Source organism: Caulobacter sp. ErkDOM-E, from assembly GCF_048541895.1.
In the GTDB taxonomy this organism is placed as follows: domain Bacteria; phylum Pseudomonadota; class Alphaproteobacteria; order Caulobacterales; family Caulobacteraceae; genus Caulobacter.
Window position 1 is genome coordinate 819,312 of sequence record NZ_CP183331.1, and the last position, 16,586, is coordinate 835,897.

Below are 16,586 nucleotides of genomic sequence, written 5' to 3' on the forward strand. Positions count from 1 at the left end.
CGCCGCACTGCGCCGGCCCCTGGGTCCCGGCTCTTCGCTTCGCTACGACCGGGATGACAAGGAATAGGGCTTGAGGGTTACGCCACCCGCCTGACGAACGGCACCTTCCAAGTCCGGTACGTCGCCACCCGCCACGCCCACTCCAGCGGGCCATAGGCGAAGCGCCGGAACCACAGTTGAGCGATGACCGCCTGGATCACCAGATAACCGGCGCCCAGCCCCAGGGCGGCCCCTTGCGGCAGGGTCTTCCACGCCCCCAGGCCAAAACCGTAGAACACCGGCACCCAGATCAGCGACTGGACGACATAGAAGGTCAGGGTCATGCGGCCTATCGGGGCCAGCAGGCGCAGTGCGTTGCCGGCCAAGCCCTGATAGGCCTCGACGATCAGCAGCACATAGGTCCCCATCAGGGCCATGTCGAACCAGCCGCCCAGCAGATTGCCGGCCATCACCCGGGCCATGCCGGGCTTGGGCGTCTCGGGCAGCAGGGCGGTCAGGTGCGGCTTGGCCAGGTACAGCGCCAGGGCCGTGGTCGCCAGCACGGCCAGGGCGACGCGGCGCTGGACGATGAAGCGCTGCGGCGCGTCGAGAAAGCCGCTGCGGCCCAGCATCAGCCCGATCAGGAACAGGCCCAGCACCAGGCTCAGCCGGCCGGTCTCGATGAAGAACCACCACTTGGTCAGCTGGCCTTCGAACAGGTTGGTCTTCAGCACCGCCGCGAGGTCTGCGGTCTGGTAGAGCGCCAGGGCCGGGTCGGTCCAGTGGTGGGGCGGCGTATTGGCCCAGGGCGCGCCCGAGGCGGCGATCGCGATCTGCATCCACATCCACGGCTGCAGCAGGAACAGCGCCGCCGCGCCGGCCAGCGCCTTGGTCGAGGCGCGATAGAACGGGATCAGCGGGATTCCCAGCAGGGCCAGCACCACCAGGATGTCGCCGCGATAGATCAGGCCGTGGACCATGCCGATCACGGCCAGCAGCGCCATCCGCCAGACAAAGCGCGCCGAGAAGTCCTCGCCCCGTCGGGCCGAGCGGTCCATCAGCAAGAAGAAGCTCAGCCCAAAGCACAGGGCCAGCAGGGCGAAGGCCTTGCCCATCATCAGGGTGGTGATCAGGGTGTGGGTCAGGGTCTGCTGGGGGGAAGCCCAGTAGATCTCGAACTGCTCGAACATATGGACCATGAACACGCCGATCAGGGCGAAGGCCCGCAGCGTGTCGATCAGGTCGTTGCGCGTGGAGACGTTCGGCGCGTCGCGGTTCATGGCTGGCCCCCCCTTGGACAGTGCGCCGCCAGTGGCCTGACTAGCGCTGTCATTGGTCGGACCTTGCCGCCGTGGCCCGGCTTGTCAACCGCCCGCGCCGCCGAGGTGTCGCACGGCGGGGCGTTCGTGGTAGGCTCTGCGCCATGACCAGACCGCTCGATCCCCCTCACGTCACGGTGCAGCTTTCCGCCGAGGACGCCGCCGATCTGCAGGCCCGGGTGGAGCGGGGCGAGTTCGCGTCGCTGGACGAAGGCGTCGCCGCCGAACTGGCCGAGCTCAACTATCGCCGCGCCGCCGAGATCGTCGGAGGCTCCGAGCAGCTCGAAGCGCTGCTGGACGAGTTGGATTTCGACCTGGTCGATCCCGAAGAGCCGGTCGCCGGCAATATCTCGCTGACGCAGATGCTGACCAACCTGAAGGCGCAGGCCAAGGCCGCCGACGAGTGAGCGAGACCTTTGATTTCGACGCTGTCGTCGTCGGCGCCGGCGCCGTGGGCCTGGCCTGCGGCTATGCGCTGGCCAAGCGTGGCCTGGTCGTGGCGGTGCTGGAAGAGCAGGGCCATATCGGTCAGGGCGTGTCGTCGCGCAATTCCGAGGTGGTTCACGGCGGGCTCTACTATGCCACCGGTTCGCTGAAGGCGCGGCTGTGCGTGCAGGGGCGACGCCTGCTCTACACGTTCCTCGACCGGCACAACGTCTCCTACAAGAAGTGCGGCAAGCTGGTGGTGGCCACCAGCGACGAGGAGGTCGCGCGCCTCGACGGCATCTGGGCCCAGGCTCTGGCCAATGATGTCGAGGGCATGGAGCGCCTGACCGGCGAACAGGCCAGGGCCATGGAGCCCGGCCTCAACGCCCACGCCGCCCTGCTGTCGCCGGAAAGCGGCGTGTTCGACAGCCACGGCTACATGCTGGCCCTGCAGGGGGAGATCGAGGCGGCCGGCGGGGCGGTGGTGATCGCCACGCCGTTCGAGGGCGCGGAAGCCCTGGCCGAGGGCGGCTTCTCGGTGCGGGCCGGCGGGGCCGAGCCCACCACCCTGACCTGCCGGCTGCTGGTTACCGCGCCGGGGCTGTCGGCCCAGGCAGTGGCGGCGCGGATCGAAGGCTATCCGGAAGATGGCATTCCCAAGGGCCACTTCGGCAAGGGCGTCTATTTCCGCCTGACCGGCAAGGCGCCGTTCCAGCGGCTGATCTATCCGCCGCCGATCCCTGGCGCCCTGGGCACCCACTATCGCAACGACCTGGGTGGCCAGGCGGTGTTCGGCCCCGATCTGGAATTTGTGCCGGAGCCGGACTATTCCGTCGACCCGGCCCGGGCCGAGGTTTTCGCCGCCTATATCCGCAAGTTCTGGCCAGGCCTGCCCGACGGCGCCCTGACCCCCGACTATGCCGGCGTGCGGCCCAAGCTGCATGGCGCGGGCGAGCCGCAGCCGGACTTCCAGCTGCGCGGCCAGGACGACCACGGCCTTGCAGGCCTCATGGCGCTGTTTGGCATCGAGAGCCCCGGCCTGACCAGCTCTCTGGCCATCGGCGAAGAGGTCGCGGCGCGGCTGCTGGACTAGGCCGGCCAGGCGGCGCCGGCCGCCGCAGGCTCTAGATTGACACGCCCGACCCACCCGCAGATGGTCCGCGCGCCTCGCCGTATCGGAGACCCGCCTTGACCAACATCCTGCACGCCATGCTGGGCAAGGGGCTGGGCGGTCTGGAGCGCGTGTTCCTCGACTACCAGCCGATCCTCGAGGCCTATGCCGCCAAGCACGGCGGAACCTGCACGGGCGTGGTGCGCCGGGGCGGGGCGGTCAGCGGGGCCGAGGCCATGCGCTCGCCGCCGCTGGCGCTGATGCCCGCCTTTACCGACTGGGATCCTTGGACCGTGGGCGCCGCCCGGCGACTGGTCGAGACGGTTCATCCGGGCCTGATCCTCAGCCACGGCCAGCGCCCGGCGCGGCTGTTTGGCCGTCTGGCGCCGACGGGCGTGGTGCAGGCGGTCTGCGTTCACAAGCCGGTCTTCGATGTGATCGAGGGCGCCCACTATATCTGCGTCGGCCGCCATCTGGCCGAGCTGGCCGTAGCGCGCGGCGTGCCGTCGGCGCGGGCCCACTTCGTGCCCAACGCGGTGGCCGAGCCCTCCGCCCAGGCCGATCCCTTCGCCGCCCCGGGCACGGCGATCCGGGTGGTGGCCGCCGGCCGGCTGCATCCCAAGAAGGGCTTCGACATCCTGATCCGCGCCATCGGTCTGCTGCGCGCCCGCGGCCTGGACGTGGTGTGCGACATCGCCGGCGAGGGCGAGGAGCGCGCCCATCTCGAGCGCCTGATCGCCGAGCTGGACCTGGGCGCCGCCGTCAGCCTGATCGGCTGGACGGCTGACGTCTCGGGCTTCCTGGCCATGGGTGACCTCTTCGCCTTCCCGTCGCACCAGGAGGGTTTCCCCCTGGCCCTGCTGGAGGCCATGGCCGTGGCGCTGCCGGTGGTGTCGTCGGCCATTGATGGCCCGGTCGAGATGGTCGTGGACGGCGAAACCGGCCGCCTCGTGCCGCCCGATGATCCCGTGGCCTTGGCCGACGCCCTGGCCGACCTGATCGCTGCGCCCGACCTCGCCCGCGCCATGGGCCAGCGCGCCCGCGAGACCGTGCTGCGCGACTATGGCTCGGCCCGCCTGGCGCGGCGTCTTGAAGCGGTGTTGGATCGGATGCTCGAGCCTTCCCGGGACGGGGCTTCCCGTCCCGGGAAGGCTCTTTTCTAAGTGGAAGCGCGATCTGGCGCCGAACCGGCGGCCACTTCGGCGGATCGCGCTTGCAGGCTTGATGCCTAGGCCGCGAGAGCGTATGACGCCGCTCCGTTCTGGAACGGTTGGGTAGCTCAGATGGTTAGAGCGGTGGATTCATAACCCACAGGTCGGCGGTTCGATCCCGCCTCCAACCACCAGGACGGATTTCCACGACACACGGGTTTGTCGGGCCTTGTTCGCCCGCTACGCTGGACCGTACGGGCGCTCAGGCAAACCTGATGGGCCGGCGCCGATGGTGCGCGAAGTCGACCTTTTCGGGATTCATCCGTGAACGACAATCCCGATCTCGCCGCCCTCGATAGGCTCAAGACCCGCATCCAGGGGCTGCGCGCCAAGACCACCGACAACGGCTGCACCGAAGGCGAGGCTCTGTCAGCCGCCGCCAAGGTCGCCGAGTTGCTGGATCGCTACGACCTGTCGCTGACCGATGTCGAAATCCGGGATGCGCCGTGCGAGCGGCGCGACTACGAGACCCATCGCAACAAGCGCATACCGCTGGACGATTGCGTTGGCGCGATCGCGGACTTCTGCGATTGCCGGGTCTGGCGCGAAAAAAACCCGGCAGGCGAGGCGCGATACGTCTTTTTTGGGCTCCGATCCGATGTTGAAGCCGCGCACTGCCTGACCGAACTGATCGATCTCGCCGTTCGCTCCGAACTCGGCCGCTACAAGACCAGTGCCGACTATCAGCGGTTCCGGCACCAGGAGCGACACATGGCCAATGCGTCCTTCACCCTGGGCATGGTCGCGTCCATCGCTGCCAAATTGACGGCGATGAAGGCCCGGCGCGACCAGGCCAACACCGGCGCCGGGCGTGATCTCGTCGTCCTCAAGGCGTCGGTCGTCGACGCCGAACTGGACAAGCTCGATCTCAAGCTAAAGACCATGCGCCGCGCGACCCGCATGGTGTCGCCAGAGGCCTACGACGCCGGCGGCGCGGCGGGCGCGGCCCTGGCCCTCTCTCGGGCTATCCGGGAGCCGTGACGACCTCGGCCGCCGGCGCCTCGCCCGCTATCGGGCGCGGCGTGAAAGGCTGAGAAGCCCGGACGTGATTCACAGCGAGATCGACGGGCTATTTGCGCGTCCTTGACCAGAGCATGACGCCCTCAAAAAAATGGCCCGCTCAGCGAACCGAGCGGACCAGTTGAGGGGAAGGCGGTATCGAAAGGGACGTCCTAGAACTTGGCCCGCAGGCCAAGGCTCACCGTGCGGCCATACTTGGTGTAACCGCCGAACCAGCCGCCCTTGACGAACTGCCACTGGGCCGCATCGGCCAGGTTCTGGGCCTCGACCGCCGCCGTGATCTGAGGCGTGATCTTGTAGCTGACGCTGGCGTCCAGCGAGCCGAAGGCGCTGTCGTTCAGCGCCGACAGGCCAACCCCGCCGACGTCCTGAAGCACATCGTCGACCCAGCTGTAGCTGGCGCGGGCCGCGAAGCGGTCCTTCTCGTAGAAGCCGGTGACGTTGAAGCTGTTCTTGGCGACGTTGACCATCTCGTCCTTGAGGGTCGGCGAATAGGTCGCTTCGGTGTCGGTGTAGGTATAGTTGGCCAGGAAGCCCAGGCCGTCGAACGGCGCGGGCAGGCTCTTGAACAGGTGCTGATAGGCCAGCTCCACGCCCTTGATCGTCGCCTTGCCGCCATTGGTCGGCGAGGTCAGCAGATAGGTCTGGCCGTCGACCACGAGGTTGGTCTTCTGGCTGTAAACGAAGGTGGTGATGTCCTTGTAGAAGGCGCCGGCGATCAGGGCGCTGCCGGGGGCAAAATACCATTCCAGCGTCGCGTCGTACTGCCAGGCCTCGAAGGGACGAAGCTCGGGATTGCCCCCGACGGCGGTCAGCACGGTGCCCGACGAGTTCAGGGTGAGGCGGGGCGCCAGGTCGGCCAGGGACGGACGCGTAATGACCTTGGCCGCCGCGACATGGGCCTGCAGGGTCTCTGACAGTTCCAGCACGAAGTTGGCGGTCGGCAGGGCGTCGCTATAGGTCTTCTCGTAGCGCACAGGGATCGCCGCCGTGCCGTTGTCGGCATAGCCCGCCGAGACCTGCTTGGTCTGGGCCAGCCGCACGCCGACCTGACCCCGCAGCCCGGCGCCCAACAGCTTGGAGTCGATGTCGGTCAGCGCGTAGGCGGCGCCGATATCTTCCGACACATGGTACGAATTGCGACGGTCGGCGCGGGCCGTGCCCTTCTGGGTCTTGTCGGCCACGGCCCAAAACGCGGCCGGATCGGGCATGGCCCAGGTGTTGGGCAAGGTCCCGTCGACATCGCTCAGGAAGTCGCTGACCGGGAACGCATCGAAATAGTCGGCGCCGAAGAACTTACCGGCCAGGTTGGTCGTGAAGTTGATGTCGGCGCGGTTATAGTCGCGCGAGCGCTGGCGGTACTTCACGCCGAACTGCACGCGGGTCAGCGGCCCCCAGGACACCGGCCGCTCGGCGTCGAACTGGATGGCGCTCTCGTCGTCGGTGGAGTTGTTGATCCGCCACTCGACGCGGCGGAACGGCAGCAGCGAAGGGTTGCTCAGATTGGCGGTGAGCAGCTTGACGCTGGGCACGGCGTCGTCGTCGGCCCTGGTCATGGCGAAGGTCGTCTGGCCGATCGCGCCCAGCAGACGGGTGCGGGTGATCGGCTTGGAGGTTTCGGAATAGGCGCGCGCGTAGGCCACATCGGCCGTCAGGGTCCAGTCGTCGAGCTTCTGGCGGATCTTGCCGGCGACCATCAGGTTGTCGTGGGCCAGGTCGCTGACCTCGCGGCCGATCTGGGTGGTCGAGGTGACCGTGCCGCCGACCAGGACATTGTCCTTGATCACCGCCGAGCCGGGAACCAGCGTGGCGACGCCCTGGTCGACCGAATAGGTCAGCTCGTCATAGTGATCGTCCAGCTTGGTGTAGCTGGCGTCGAAGGTCACTTCGGTTTCTTCGCTCGGCCGATACTGGGCCGACAACACCACGCCCTTGCGCTCGCGATCCTCGCGCTCGAGGGTCGGGCGGATGGCGGTCGGATAGAGGTTGATCCCCTGGGCGATCATGGTCTTGCCCAGGGTCGTGGACGGGTCCGAATAGCTCCAGCTCACCCCCGTGATGCGGTCCTGGCGCAAGGTGCGCTGATCGAACACAGCCGCCGCGAGCACGCCGAAAGTCTGGGCGTCATTGGTCCAGCTGATCAGGCCCGAGACGCGCGGATCCGTCTTGCCGGCCAGTTCTGGCCGACTGGCCGTGGCCGACAGGGCCAGGGTGCTGCGGCCCAGGTCCAGCGGACGGAAGGTCTTGATGTCGACCACACCGCCGATCGCGCCTTCGTCCAGGGAGGCCAGGGGCGTCTTGCCGACCTCGACGCCGGCGACCAGCTCTGACGGCAGGGTGTCAAAGCGGAATTGACGGCCGCTCTGGCCGCTGTCGCGCATGTTCTCGTTCACGGCGGCGCTGCGGCCGTTCAGGGTGACGATCTGGAAGTTGGGGCCCAGGCCCCGAACGCGCACGAACAGCCCCTCGCCCCGGTCGCGGGTGATGGCCACGCCCGGCACCCGCTGCAGGGCCTCGGCGATGTTGTTGGACGGGAACTTGCCGATGTCCTCGGCCGAGATGCCATCGACCACATTGACCGCCTTGCGCTTTTCCGACAGCGCCTTGGCCAGCGAGTTGGCGAAGCCGCCGGTCACGACAATCTCCTCGACGGTGCTGGAAGCCTCCTGGGGCGCCTCGGCGACCGGCGCGGCGGCCTCGGTGCGGGACGCCGGGGCGGTCGAGATCTTCTGGACGGCCGGGCGCAGAATCGCCGCGCCGCCGTTGCGGACATAGGTCAGGCCCGTGCCGCGCAGCAGCTGAGCCAGGCCGCTCTCGACGTTCAGCTCGCCGCTGACGCCGCCGGTGCGCTTGCCCGCCAGCAGAGCCGGATCGGCCAGCACCTGTAGGCCGGTGGCGCGCGAGAAGGCCGGCAGGGCGGAGGCCAGATCGCCGGCCGGGATGGCCAGGACGGGCTTGGGCGCGGGCGCCGACAGGGCAGGAGAGGCCGCCAGCAGGGCGACGGCGGACGTCGCGCCAAGCCAGGCAAAGGTTTTGGAGGTCATCGCGTCATCCCCGAATTCGCGCGGCGCGTTCGCCGGCTTCGGTGGTGAAGACGTCGGCCGACCCGGATCCCGGACAGGGAATTTTGTGAAGTTTCCGCGACGCCCGGGTTGTCAGCGGGACAACGCCAAGCTGCCGGCCTCTTCGCGGACCCGGAAACCGTGGACGAGAGCCAGGTTGCGCACCAGGGCCTCGGGCTCGTCGAGGCGGAACCGGCCGGCCACGCGTCGACGGCCCAGGGCGGGGTCGTCGATGACGATCGGCGTCATCGACGCGCGGTTGAGGCGCTCGACCAGCCGCGCCAGCGTCACGCCATCGGTCTCCAGCCAGCCCGACCGCCAGTCGTCTGCCGACGGATCAAAGGCGCGCAATCGGGAAAGTCGACCCTCCTTGGCGAAGGCCTGCTGTCCCGGTGTCAGGTCGGCGGTGCGATGGACAAGGCCCGCCGGCGCCAAGCGCACCTTGCCGCGATGCACCGACAGTTCCAGCTTGCCGTCGCCGCGCTCCAGATTGAAGGCGGTGCCCAGCACACGGGCCGAGCCCTCCGGCGCGCTGACCGTGAACGGACGCGCGGCGTCGTGGGCGATATCGAAATAGGCCTCGCCGGTAATCAGTCGGACCTCGCGGCGGTGGGTCCCGATCCGCGCCTCCAGCCTGGTGGCGCCGTCCAGGGTGACCTTCGAGCCATCCGCCAGGGCCACGGAGCGGATCCTGCCCGGCGCCGTCTGGACCGTCATCGGCTCCACAGTCATCAGCTGCAGCTGGGGCCAGGCCAGCACCAGGGCGAAGACGCAGGCCGCCAAGCCACCCGCCAGGGTCGCGACGGGCGCCCAGGCCGGTCGCCGGATCGAACGGCGCTGGACATCGAGGGCCATGGCCTCGATCAGCGCCACATCCTGCGCCGTGGTCCAGATCTGGTCGAAGGCCGCGCTGTTGGCAGGATCGGCGGCGCGCCAGGCTTCGAAGTCCCGGTCGTCCTGCGCCTGGCGATCCAGGCGTCGCGCCACCCAGAGCGCGGCCTGCTGTCGAGACCCGCTCATGGACGGCCCCCGGCGCGACGCTCGGCCTTGGCCATTTCGCGATGCAGTTGCTCCAGCGCCCGCACCACATGCTTCTCGACCGCCGCCTCGTTCATGTTCAGCTCGGCGGCGATCTGGCGGGTGGAGTGGCCGTGCAGCCGTCGCCGAATGAAGACGTCGCGCCGCAGGGGCGGCATGGCGTCCAGCGCCTTTCCGAACACCTCAACCTTCTGGCGATGCATCAGGATCTGCTCCGGAGCGGGGGCCTCGCAGGGAATGTCGTCGTTCAGCGCCTGGACCGCGCGGCGGCTGTGATGGCGGAAGTGGTCGTGGACGAGGTTGAGCGCGATCCTGTAGCCAAGCGCCGCCCGGTCCACGACGTTTCGCGCCTGCTCGTAGGTCATCAGGCGCAGCAGGGTTTCCTGCACCAGGTCGTCGGCTGCGGCCGGGTCGCGCGTGCGGCGGACGATGAAGTGATAGAGGTCATGACGCTGAGCGCGCAGGCTGGCGAGATCAGTCATCAGCGCCCGTCATCGACGCGGTCGATCGTAAAGGAAACGGGCGCGCTTCTGGCTGGCATCCGGCGGCGCTACCACGCGTTGATGACAGTTTTCACGATGCGTCGACGGCTGGACAAGCGCCTTGGCCACCAGGACGGTCTTCCGCCTTCAGCCAGATGTCGTCGCCCGCGCGCCCTTGCGGCCGCGCGGGCTATCGCCCGTCCAGCGCTTGAAGGCGCGGGAGAAGGCGCTGGGGTCGGAGAAGCCGACGAGATAGGCGGTCTCGTTGACCGACAGCTTCTTGCTCCCCAGATAGTCCAGCGCCATCCGGCGACGCAGATCGTCCAGCACCGCGTCGAAGCTGGCGCCCTCGGCTTTCAGGCGGCGATAGAGGGTCTGTCGGCTGAGGCCCAGACGTTTGGCGACGGCGTCCATGGCCAGGTCGCCGGTATGCAGCAGCGGGATCAGCAGGGTCTCGACCCGGCCGCGCGTGGTCCCGCTGGTTTCCAGCTGTTTCAGCAGCGTCTCGGCGTGTTCGTTGAAGATTCCGAAGACATAGCGATTGGGCTTGTGGGTCTTGACCGCCAGCCACGAGGCTTCGATCCGCAGGGCGTTGCGGGGCTGGTCGAAGGCGACGGGCGCCTTGAAGATGCGGTCGTATTCGGCGCTGTAGCCGGGCCGGGGATGGGTGAGGTGCACCGCGGTCACGAACGGCACGTCGCCATGGCTGCGGGTCACTTCGCAGGCAAACCGCGAGAAGGCCCCTTCGGTCAGTTCGGGGAAATCGTTGGGATCGGGGCGCCGGTCTTCCAGCCACAGCTCTTCGCCCTGCCGGACCAGCTGGAAGCGCTGCTCGACGCCCAGGCCGTCGATCTCGGTGACCAGCCGGGAATAGCGGCTCAGCTGCTGCAGGCTCTCGCCCATGGTCTCGCCGGCCTTGCAGATCAGGCCGACGATCGACAGCTCCTCAAAGCGCGTGCCTTCGCTGAACCGCAGGGCCAGGGCGGGCTCGCCACAGAGGTCCTGGCCGGCCTTCATCAGGGCCTTGTAGCGGTCCATCGGGATGCGGCTGTCCTGGTCGGCGAGGTCTTCGACTGCGATGCCGGCCCGCGCCGCGAGGGTTTCGCGGTCGGCTCCAAGGGAGACGGCGAAGTCCATCAGCGCCTTGGCGAAGCCGCCTGAAACCGTCGATCCGCGCATCTGGTCTCCAGGGTCAAGAATCTGGCCCCCGCGATCATGGCGGCCCGCGCGGCCGGTTCCTAGCCTGGATCTTGCGGCTCGCATTGAAGCGTTTCGGAAACAGGCAGGCAGAATGACATCGGTATCGGCGCGTCGCATGGATGGGCTGGCGGCGGCCACCCTGGCGCTCAGGGCTTCGGCGGCGCTGTGGTATCTGGCGCTGGTCGTCGGGCTGTGGGTGTTCGGCTACTACATCGTCACCCTCTATGGCGTCAGCGCGCTGCGGGGCGAGTGGACGCGCTGGAACACGGTCTTGCCGGCCGGGCACGGCTTCAATCCCGGCGATCTGGGCGGCAATGCGGTGCTGGGCGTCCACCTGTTCGCGGCCGGACTCGTCAGCTTCAGCGGCGCGTTGCAACTGGTCCCGCAGATCCGGTCGCGCATCCCGGCCCTGCATCGCTGGAACGGCCGGCTGTTTCTGCTGATCGCCCTGATCATCAGCGGCTCAGGTCTCTATGTGGCCTTCACGCGCGGGGCGGTCGCCGGACACTATATGGCGGTCGGCAACACGCTGAACGCGGTGCTGGTGATCGTCTGCGCCGTCCTGGCCTGGCGTCACGCCGCCGCCCGCCGGATCGCCCTGCACCAGCGCTGGGCCCTGCGGTTGTTCGTGCTGATGTACGGGGTCTGGTTCTACCGGGTGGGGATGATGCTGTGGTTCGTCATCCACAGGGCGCCGGTGGGCCACAATGACACCTTCACCGGGCCGTTCGACATCTTCCTGGCCTTCGCCCACGTGCTGCTGCCGCTGGCGGTGCTGGAGGTCTACATGGTGGCCCGCGACCGGGGCGGGGCGCTGGCCAGGACCGGCATGGCGCTGGCCCTGTTTGTCCTGACCCTGGCCATGAGCGTCGGCATCTTCGGCGCGACCATGGGGATGTGGCTGCCCAGGCTCTAGGTTCCGGCCAGGGGAAACACCCGCGTCTGCTTGACCACGCCATAGGCGAAGCTGGTGTCGATCGAGGCGATGCCGGGGATGGCGTGCAGCCGGCGGCGGATGAAGTCCTCATAGGCCTCCAGGCTCTCGACGATCACCCGCAGCAGATAGTCGTCGCCGCCGGCCAGCAGGAAGCAGTCGAGGATCTGGTCGATCCGCGCCACCTGGTCCTCGAAGCCCTTGACCACGTCCTGACCATGGCGATCCAGCCGCACGCGGATGAAGACAGTGATCGGCAGGCCATAGGCCTTCTGGTCGACCAGGGCGGTGTAGCCGGTGATCACCCCTTCGGCTTCCAGATGGCGCAGCCGGCGCAGGCAAGGGGAGGGCGACAGGTTCACCCGGTCGGCCAGGTCCTGGTTGGTCAGGCGGCCGTCCTTCTGCAGTTCGCGGATGATCTGACGGTCCTTGGCGTCCATATCGGCTCCTCGGGGTGGAATCTGCCAAAACTGATGCCTGCACTAGCAGACTTGGCAATCTTCCGCCGATGAATCCGCGCCAATCTCGTGCCGTAGCAACGGAGCACAGCCATGGCGCGCGACCTCATCGAGAGCGGCTTTTCAACGCGGGCGATCCACGCGGGCTATGATCCGGCTGACGAGCACGGCGCCCTGACCCCGCCCGTCCACCTGACCTCGACCTTCGCCTTCGATAGCGCCGAGGCCGGCGGCGAGATGTTCGCCGGCACGCGGCCGGGGCACTTCTATTCGCGGATCTCCAACCCGACGACCGACCTGCTGGAGCGCCGGGTGGCCTCGCTGGAGGGCGCCGAGGCCGGCGTCGCCACGGCCTCGGGTATGGGGGCGATCACGGCGGTGATGTGGAGCTTCCTGCGCTCGGGCGACGAGGTGGTCACCGACCAGACCCTGTATGGCTGCACCTTCGCCTTCATGCGTGACGGCCTCTCGCGGTTCGGGGTCACCGTCACCCAGGTCGACATGACCGACATGGACGCCCTGGCGGCGGTGGTGTCGGACAAGACCCGGATCATCTATTTCGAGACCCCGGCCAATCCCAACATGCGCCTGGTCGACATCGCCGGCGCCGCGAAGGTCGCGCGGGCCTGCGGGGCCAAGCTGGTGGTCGACAACACCTACGCCACCCCGCTGCTGACCCGGCCGATCGAACTGGGCGCCGACATCGTCGTGCATTCGGCGACCAAGTATCTGGGCGGTCATGGCGACCTGATCGGCGGCATCGCCGTCGGCGGGGTGGAAGACATGGCCCGCGTGCGGCTGACCGGGGTCAAGGACATGACCGGGGCGGTGATGTCGCCCTTCACGGCCTTTCTGGTGATGCGCGGCCTCAAGACCCTGGCCCTGCGCATGCGCCAGCATTGCGCCAGCGCAGCCAGCGTCGCGACCTGGCTGGAGGCCCATCCGGCCGTGACGCGGGTCTTCTATCCGGGACTGAAGAGCTTTGCCCAGCATGACCTGGCCCAGCGCCAGATGGCCTTGCCCGGCGGCATGATGGCCTTCGAACTGGCCGGCGGGCACGCGGCCGGGGTGGCGATGATGAACCGCCTGACCCTGATCCGTCGGGCCGTGTCGCTGGGCGACGCTGAGACCCTGATCCAGCATCCGGCCAGCATGACCCACTCGACCTATAGCGCCCAGGAGCGGGCGGCGGCGGGCATCGGCGAGGGGCTGGTGCGGCTGTCGATCGGCCTGGAGGACGAGGCCGACATCCTGGCCGATCTGGCCGGCGCGCTGGAGCGGGCGGCCTCGCCGGTGGTCGCCTGACGGCCCTCAAAGGTTAAGGGCGCGGCGCCATGATCCGGGGGCGGCGGGGCATGTTGGGTTTCCGGCAAAAGCCTCGGGGTTTCAGCGGCTTGTGCGAGGTCTAAGGGCGCAGGAGCGACAAAATCGCTTCGCCTGCACGGCCGATTAACCGCGCCATGCGTTTATGACTTCATGTCCAAGTACGCGCCAGGCGCAGATGGTGATCGGCGGGGTGCGGCCCGTATCTCGACCCACAGGGCGGGAAAGCTGCTCTGTGGCGCCTTCGCCTGGGACTGCGTGATCCGCGACGTTTCCGACGCCGGCGTTCGCGTGCAGATGCTGGCCGGCGCGGCGCCTCCCGCCAAGGCCCAGCTTGTCGATCTGGCCGCCGGCCTGGCCCATGATGTCCAGATGGCTTGGCACAAGGAGCGTGAGGTCGGCTTCAAGATCCTCAAGACCCATGACCTGCGCGGCCTGACCCACGCCTCGGCGCGGACGGCCAAGAACATCTGGGCAGCCTCGCAGGCGCGGATCTCGGCAAGCTAAGGCTCTATGGGGCGACCCGGACGCAAGAAGGCCTCGACGGTCGCCCGCCGAGGCCTTTTGTTGCGCTGGACAGTAGAGTGATCAGGCGGCGGCTTCGTTGCGCCCGGCGTCGTCGGCCATCGCCCGGACCAGATCCAGCACCTGGCGACGGACCCGGCCGCGCGCGATGCGCGGGAACACCTCGGCCAGTTCCAGGCCTTCGGGCGTGGTCAGGAATTCCTGGACGATGCGTTCGGCGTGCAGGCCGGCGTCATCGGCTTCCGAGCCGCCCATAGGGTCGGCCAGGCCATCAAAGAAGAACGACACCGGCACCTGCAGGGTCTTGGCGATCTCATACAGTTTGCTGGCGCTGACGCGGTTGGCGCCGCGCTCGTACTTCTGGACCTGCTGGAAGGTCAGGCCCAGGGAATCGGCCAGTTGCTCCTGGCTGACGCCCAGCAGTTTGCGGCGCATCCGAACGCGCCCGCCGACATGCAGGTCGACCGGATTGGGTCGCCGGCCCTCGGTTTCTTCGCCCATGATTTCGCCTCCAAAGGTTGTCTGACTTACATGACACGACCGTGACGGCCCGGAAAGTCAGGCGCGGCATTAGGTCGCGCATACAGGCCCCATACCCACCCCGATATGGGTTCAGGGTGGGCTTGCGCCTTCAGGAGACGGTCGAACAGGGTGCTGGACAGGGCGATCTCTGCCCCTCGCCGCTGCACCAGACGTTGAGGCGCGGCGCAGAACTGGTCATGACCAAAGGCGGCGATGGCCGGGCAAAATGAGGTTCAGCCGCGCCTCGCCGAAAGCCTTTGATCAGGCCGCGACGTCTTCCTCGGCTTCGCCGCTGAGCAGGGCGCTGAGCACGGTGGCCAGGCGCTCGGGCTTGATCGGCTTTTCGACCACGTCCTGCATGCCGGCCGCCAGATAGGTCTGGACGTCAGCGGGATCGGCATTGGCGGTCAGGGCGACGATGGGGGTGATGGCCGGACGACCGTTCATCTCGCGAATGGTGCGGGTGGCGGTCACGCCGTCCATGCGCGGCATCTTGATGTCCATCAGGATCAGGTCGAAGCGGCCGCTTCGAGCCATTTCGACAGCTTCCACACCGTCGACCGCCTGTTCGGAGGTGCAGTCGAACATGTCGCACAGCGCTTCGGCGACCATGCGGTTGGTGGCGTTGTCGTCGACGATCAGGATGTGGGCGGCGCGGGTGTCAAGGGTCGGTTCGGCCGGCGCCGCCGCATCGATCTCGGCGGTCGGGGCGTCAAAGGCGAAGCGGACGGTCAGGCCGGCGCCGCGATTGGCCTGCGCCATCACCTCGCCGCCTAGGCCGCGCACGATCCGGTGGGCCAGGGCCATGCCCACGCCCAAGGCCATTTCGGTGCGATCCTCGATGCGCGCCGCGCCCAGAGGCTCGTAAATCCGCGCGAGACGATCTGCGGCCAGACCCCCGGCGTTGTCGCGGACGCTGCCGTCCAGATGCACGCCGTCGGCGCCGATGCGGGCTTGCAGGCAGGCCTCGATGACGCCGCGGCCGCTGGCCAGGGCGCTTTCGATCAACGCGTCGAACACCTGCAGCAGACGCTCGCCGTCGACCTCGACCCCGCATTCGGGTTCGCCGTCATAGGAGAACAGCAGGGTGGATCCGCCCTCGGCGGCGCGGGCCGACCAGCGGGCCTCGACGGCGTCGGCCAGGTCGCGCAGGCGCACGGGTGTCGGGGTCATCGGCAGTTGGCCACCGGCCGCGCTGTGCAGATCGATGGCGCGGCCCAGCATGGCGCCCATGTCGCGGCTGGTCTCGCCGATGGCGCGCACGAAGGCGCTGGCGTCCGGGGTCAGGCGCTGCTGCTCCAGACGCGCGGTGATGGCCAGGACGCCGTCCAGGTGGTGATTGATGTCGGTGGCCATCCGTTCGACCAGCGCCATGGCGTCTGCAGCCTCGCGCTGGCGCCGACGATAGGAGGTCAGCAGCGGGCCCAGTCCGCCCACGCCAACATAGTCACCGGCCTCATCCACGGCCACGAACGCGGTGCGGAACACAGGCGAGGGGCTATCGGCAAGGCGGTCGACGAAGGCGCCAAGTTCGGTCTCGACGGGGACCTGGCGCGGATCTCGGTCCATGACCTCGACGATGGGACGCTGGCTCAGGGCGTCGCGGGCGACGGCCATCATGCCCATGAACACGTCACGATAGACAATGCCGGTCGGTGCGGCGCCGTCGACGACGGCAACCGAAAAAGCTCGGTGATCTGCGTCGAAGATCGCCCAGACGTCCTGGCAGGACGTGGTTGAGGCGACCGGCGGACGGCGATCAATGAGACGAGATAGCGTTTCCATGCGGCCGCTTCGCTGGCGTCTGTGAGCGACTACCTTGCCCGCCTCGCCCTTGCGGAGTCGTTAAGTCGGGGCCGATTCTCAGGAAAGTTGCTTCCGGCGCACCCAATCTCGGGACCACGGGCAGACCATCAGGCCATAAAAAGGGGCGGCGGGATGACCCGCCGCCCCCTGCAGAAGAGCGTCCCGTCAGG

Annotated in this window: 15 protein-coding genes and 1 tRNA gene; 8 read left to right on the forward strand and 8 right to left on the reverse strand. The window is 68.2% G+C overall.

Annotation, left to right across the window (positions count from 1 at the left end):
• Positions 1–77: 77 nt before the first annotated feature.
• Positions 78–1,259: a DUF418 domain-containing protein gene (locus ACN2C7_RS04070; protein WP_419319999.1), complete on the reverse strand. Its 1,182-nt coding sequence runs from the start codon at positions 1,257–1,259 to the stop codon at positions 78–80.
• Positions 1,260–1,402: 143 nt separating this feature from the next.
• On the opposite strand from ACN2C7_RS04070, the gene ACN2C7_RS04075 reads away from it, so the two are divergent.
• The 5 genes from ACN2C7_RS04075 (at position 1,403) to ACN2C7_RS04095 (ending at position 5,027) form a co-directional block, all read left to right on the forward strand.
• Entirely contained in the window at positions 1,403–1,705 is a 303-nt protein-coding gene (locus ACN2C7_RS04075; protein WP_419254151.1) for a hypothetical protein, read from the forward strand.
• Positions 1,702–2,817, forward strand: coding sequence for an NAD(P)/FAD-dependent oxidoreductase (locus tag ACN2C7_RS04080; RefSeq protein ID WP_419320001.1), 1,116 nt, complete (start codon positions 1,702–1,704; stop codon positions 2,815–2,817). Before ACN2C7_RS04075 ends, ACN2C7_RS04080 begins: the two co-directional genes overlap by 4 nt.
• Positions 2,818–2,912: 95 nt before the next feature.
• Positions 2,913–3,998, forward strand: coding sequence for a glycosyltransferase (locus tag ACN2C7_RS04085; protein WP_419320002.1), 1,086 nt, complete (start codon positions 2,913–2,915; stop codon positions 3,996–3,998).
• A 105-nt stretch (positions 3,999–4,103) separates the two neighbouring features.
• Positions 4,104–4,180: transfer RNA gene (locus ACN2C7_RS04090), tRNA-Met, on the forward strand.
• Between the two features lie 130 nt (positions 4,181–4,310).
• Positions 4,311–5,027 (forward strand): DUF2786 domain-containing protein, encoded by a 717-nt coding sequence (locus tag ACN2C7_RS04095; protein ID WP_419320003.1) that lies wholly within the window; start codon positions 4,311–4,313, stop codon positions 5,025–5,027.
• A 191-nt stretch (positions 5,028–5,218) separates the two neighbouring features.
• Here ACN2C7_RS04095 and ACN2C7_RS04100 read toward each other — a convergent pair whose 3' ends face one another.
• The 4 genes from ACN2C7_RS04100 to ACN2C7_RS04115 form a co-directional block, all read right to left on the reverse strand.
• Entirely contained in the window at positions 5,219–8,110 is a 2,892-nt protein-coding gene (locus ACN2C7_RS04100) for a TonB-dependent receptor (RefSeq protein WP_419320005.1), read from the reverse strand.
• A 111-nt stretch (positions 8,111–8,221) separates the two neighbouring features.
• Positions 8,222–9,148: a FecR family protein gene (locus ACN2C7_RS04105; protein ID WP_419320006.1), complete on the reverse strand. Its 927-nt coding sequence runs from the start codon at positions 9,146–9,148 to the stop codon at positions 8,222–8,224.
• Complete coding sequence (locus ACN2C7_RS04110) at positions 9,145–9,648, reverse strand: RNA polymerase sigma factor (RefSeq protein ID WP_419320007.1); 504 nt, start codon at positions 9,646–9,648, stop codon at positions 9,145–9,147. Before ACN2C7_RS04110 ends, ACN2C7_RS04105 begins: the two co-directional genes overlap by 4 nt.
• A 147-nt stretch (positions 9,649–9,795) precedes the next feature.
• Entirely contained in the window at positions 9,796–10,827 is a 1,032-nt protein-coding gene (locus tag ACN2C7_RS04115; protein ID WP_419320009.1) for an AraC family transcriptional regulator, read from the reverse strand.
• A 112-nt stretch (positions 10,828–10,939) separates the two neighbouring features.
• On the opposite strand from ACN2C7_RS04115, the gene ACN2C7_RS04120 reads away from it, so the two are divergent.
• On the forward strand, positions 10,940–11,764 hold the full coding sequence (locus ACN2C7_RS04120; protein ID WP_419320011.1) for a DUF2306 domain-containing protein: 825 nt from the start codon (positions 10,940–10,942) through the stop codon (positions 11,762–11,764).
• Here the strand turns inward: ACN2C7_RS04120 and ACN2C7_RS04125 are convergent.
• Positions 11,761–12,222 carry an Lrp/AsnC family transcriptional regulator gene (locus ACN2C7_RS04125; protein WP_419320013.1) on the reverse strand — a complete coding sequence of 154 codons (462 nt, stop codon included), beginning with the start codon at positions 12,220–12,222 and terminating at the stop codon, positions 11,761–11,763. The genes ACN2C7_RS04120 and ACN2C7_RS04125 overlap by 4 nt on opposite strands.
• Positions 12,223–12,333: 111 nt before the next feature.
• Here ACN2C7_RS04125 and ACN2C7_RS04130 point away from each other — a divergent pair, with 111 nt between their 5' ends.
• Positions 12,334–13,545 carry a methionine gamma-lyase gene (locus ACN2C7_RS04130; RefSeq protein ID WP_419320015.1) on the forward strand — a complete coding sequence of 404 codons (1,212 nt, stop codon included), beginning with the start codon at positions 12,334–12,336 and terminating at the stop codon, positions 13,543–13,545.
• Between the two features lie 171 nt (positions 13,546–13,716).
• Positions 13,717–14,070, forward strand: a complete 354-nt coding sequence (locus tag ACN2C7_RS04135) for a PilZ domain-containing protein (RefSeq protein ID WP_419320017.1) — start codon at positions 13,717–13,719, stop codon at positions 14,068–14,070.
• 81 nt (positions 14,071–14,151) lie between these two features.
• On the opposite strand, the gene ACN2C7_RS04140 is transcribed toward ACN2C7_RS04135, so the two are convergent.
• Both ACN2C7_RS04140 and ACN2C7_RS04145 read right to left on the reverse strand, forming a co-directional pair.
• Positions 14,152–14,589: a helix-turn-helix domain-containing protein gene (locus tag ACN2C7_RS04140; protein WP_419254172.1), complete on the reverse strand. Its 438-nt coding sequence runs from the start codon at positions 14,587–14,589 to the stop codon at positions 14,152–14,154.
• Between the two features lie 282 nt (positions 14,590–14,871).
• Positions 14,872–16,395, reverse strand: a complete 1,524-nt coding sequence (locus ACN2C7_RS04145; protein ID WP_419320018.1) for a response regulator — start codon at positions 16,393–16,395, stop codon at positions 14,872–14,874.
• Positions 16,396–16,586: the final 191 nt, after the last annotated feature.

Bases quoted from the DNA above. Each gene is read 5' to 3' on its own strand.
- ACN2C7_RS04070 (WP_419319999.1), bottom strand. From the start codon at position 1,259: ATGAACCGCGACGCGCCGAACGTCTCCACGCGCAACGACCTGATCGAC.
- ACN2C7_RS04075 (WP_419254151.1), top strand. From the start codon at position 1,403: ATGACCAGACCGCTCGATCCCCCTCACGTCACGGTGCAGCTTTCCGCC.
- ACN2C7_RS04100 (WP_419320005.1), bottom strand. From the start codon at position 8,110: ATGACCTCCAAAACCTTTGCCTGGCTTGGCGCGACGTCCGCCGTCGCC.
- ACN2C7_RS04105 (WP_419320006.1), bottom strand. From the start codon at position 9,148: ATGAGCGGGTCTCGACAGCAGGCCGCGCTCTGGGTGGCGCGACGCCTG.
- ACN2C7_RS04110 (WP_419320007.1), bottom strand. From the start codon at position 9,648: ATGACTGATCTCGCCAGCCTGCGCGCTCAGCGTCATGACCTCTATCAC.
- ACN2C7_RS04115 (WP_419320009.1), bottom strand. From the start codon at position 10,827: ATGCGCGGATCGACGGTTTCAGGCGGCTTCGCCAAGGCGCTGATGGAC.
- ACN2C7_RS04120 (WP_419320011.1), top strand. From the start codon at position 10,940: ATGACATCGGTATCGGCGCGTCGCATGGATGGGCTGGCGGCGGCCACC.
- ACN2C7_RS04125 (WP_419320013.1), bottom strand. From the start codon at position 12,222: ATGGACGCCAAGGACCGTCAGATCATCCGCGAACTGCAGAAGGACGGC.
- ACN2C7_RS04130 (WP_419320015.1), top strand. From the start codon at position 12,334: ATGGCGCGCGACCTCATCGAGAGCGGCTTTTCAACGCGGGCGATCCAC.
- ACN2C7_RS04135 (WP_419320017.1), top strand. From the start codon at position 13,717: ATGTCCAAGTACGCGCCAGGCGCAGATGGTGATCGGCGGGGTGCGGCC.
- ACN2C7_RS04140 (WP_419254172.1), bottom strand. From the start codon at position 14,589: ATGGGCGAAGAAACCGAGGGCCGGCGACCCAATCCGGTCGACCTGCAT.
- ACN2C7_RS04145 (WP_419320018.1), bottom strand. From the start codon at position 16,395: ATGGAAACGCTATCTCGTCTCATTGATCGCCGTCCGCCGGTCGCCTCA.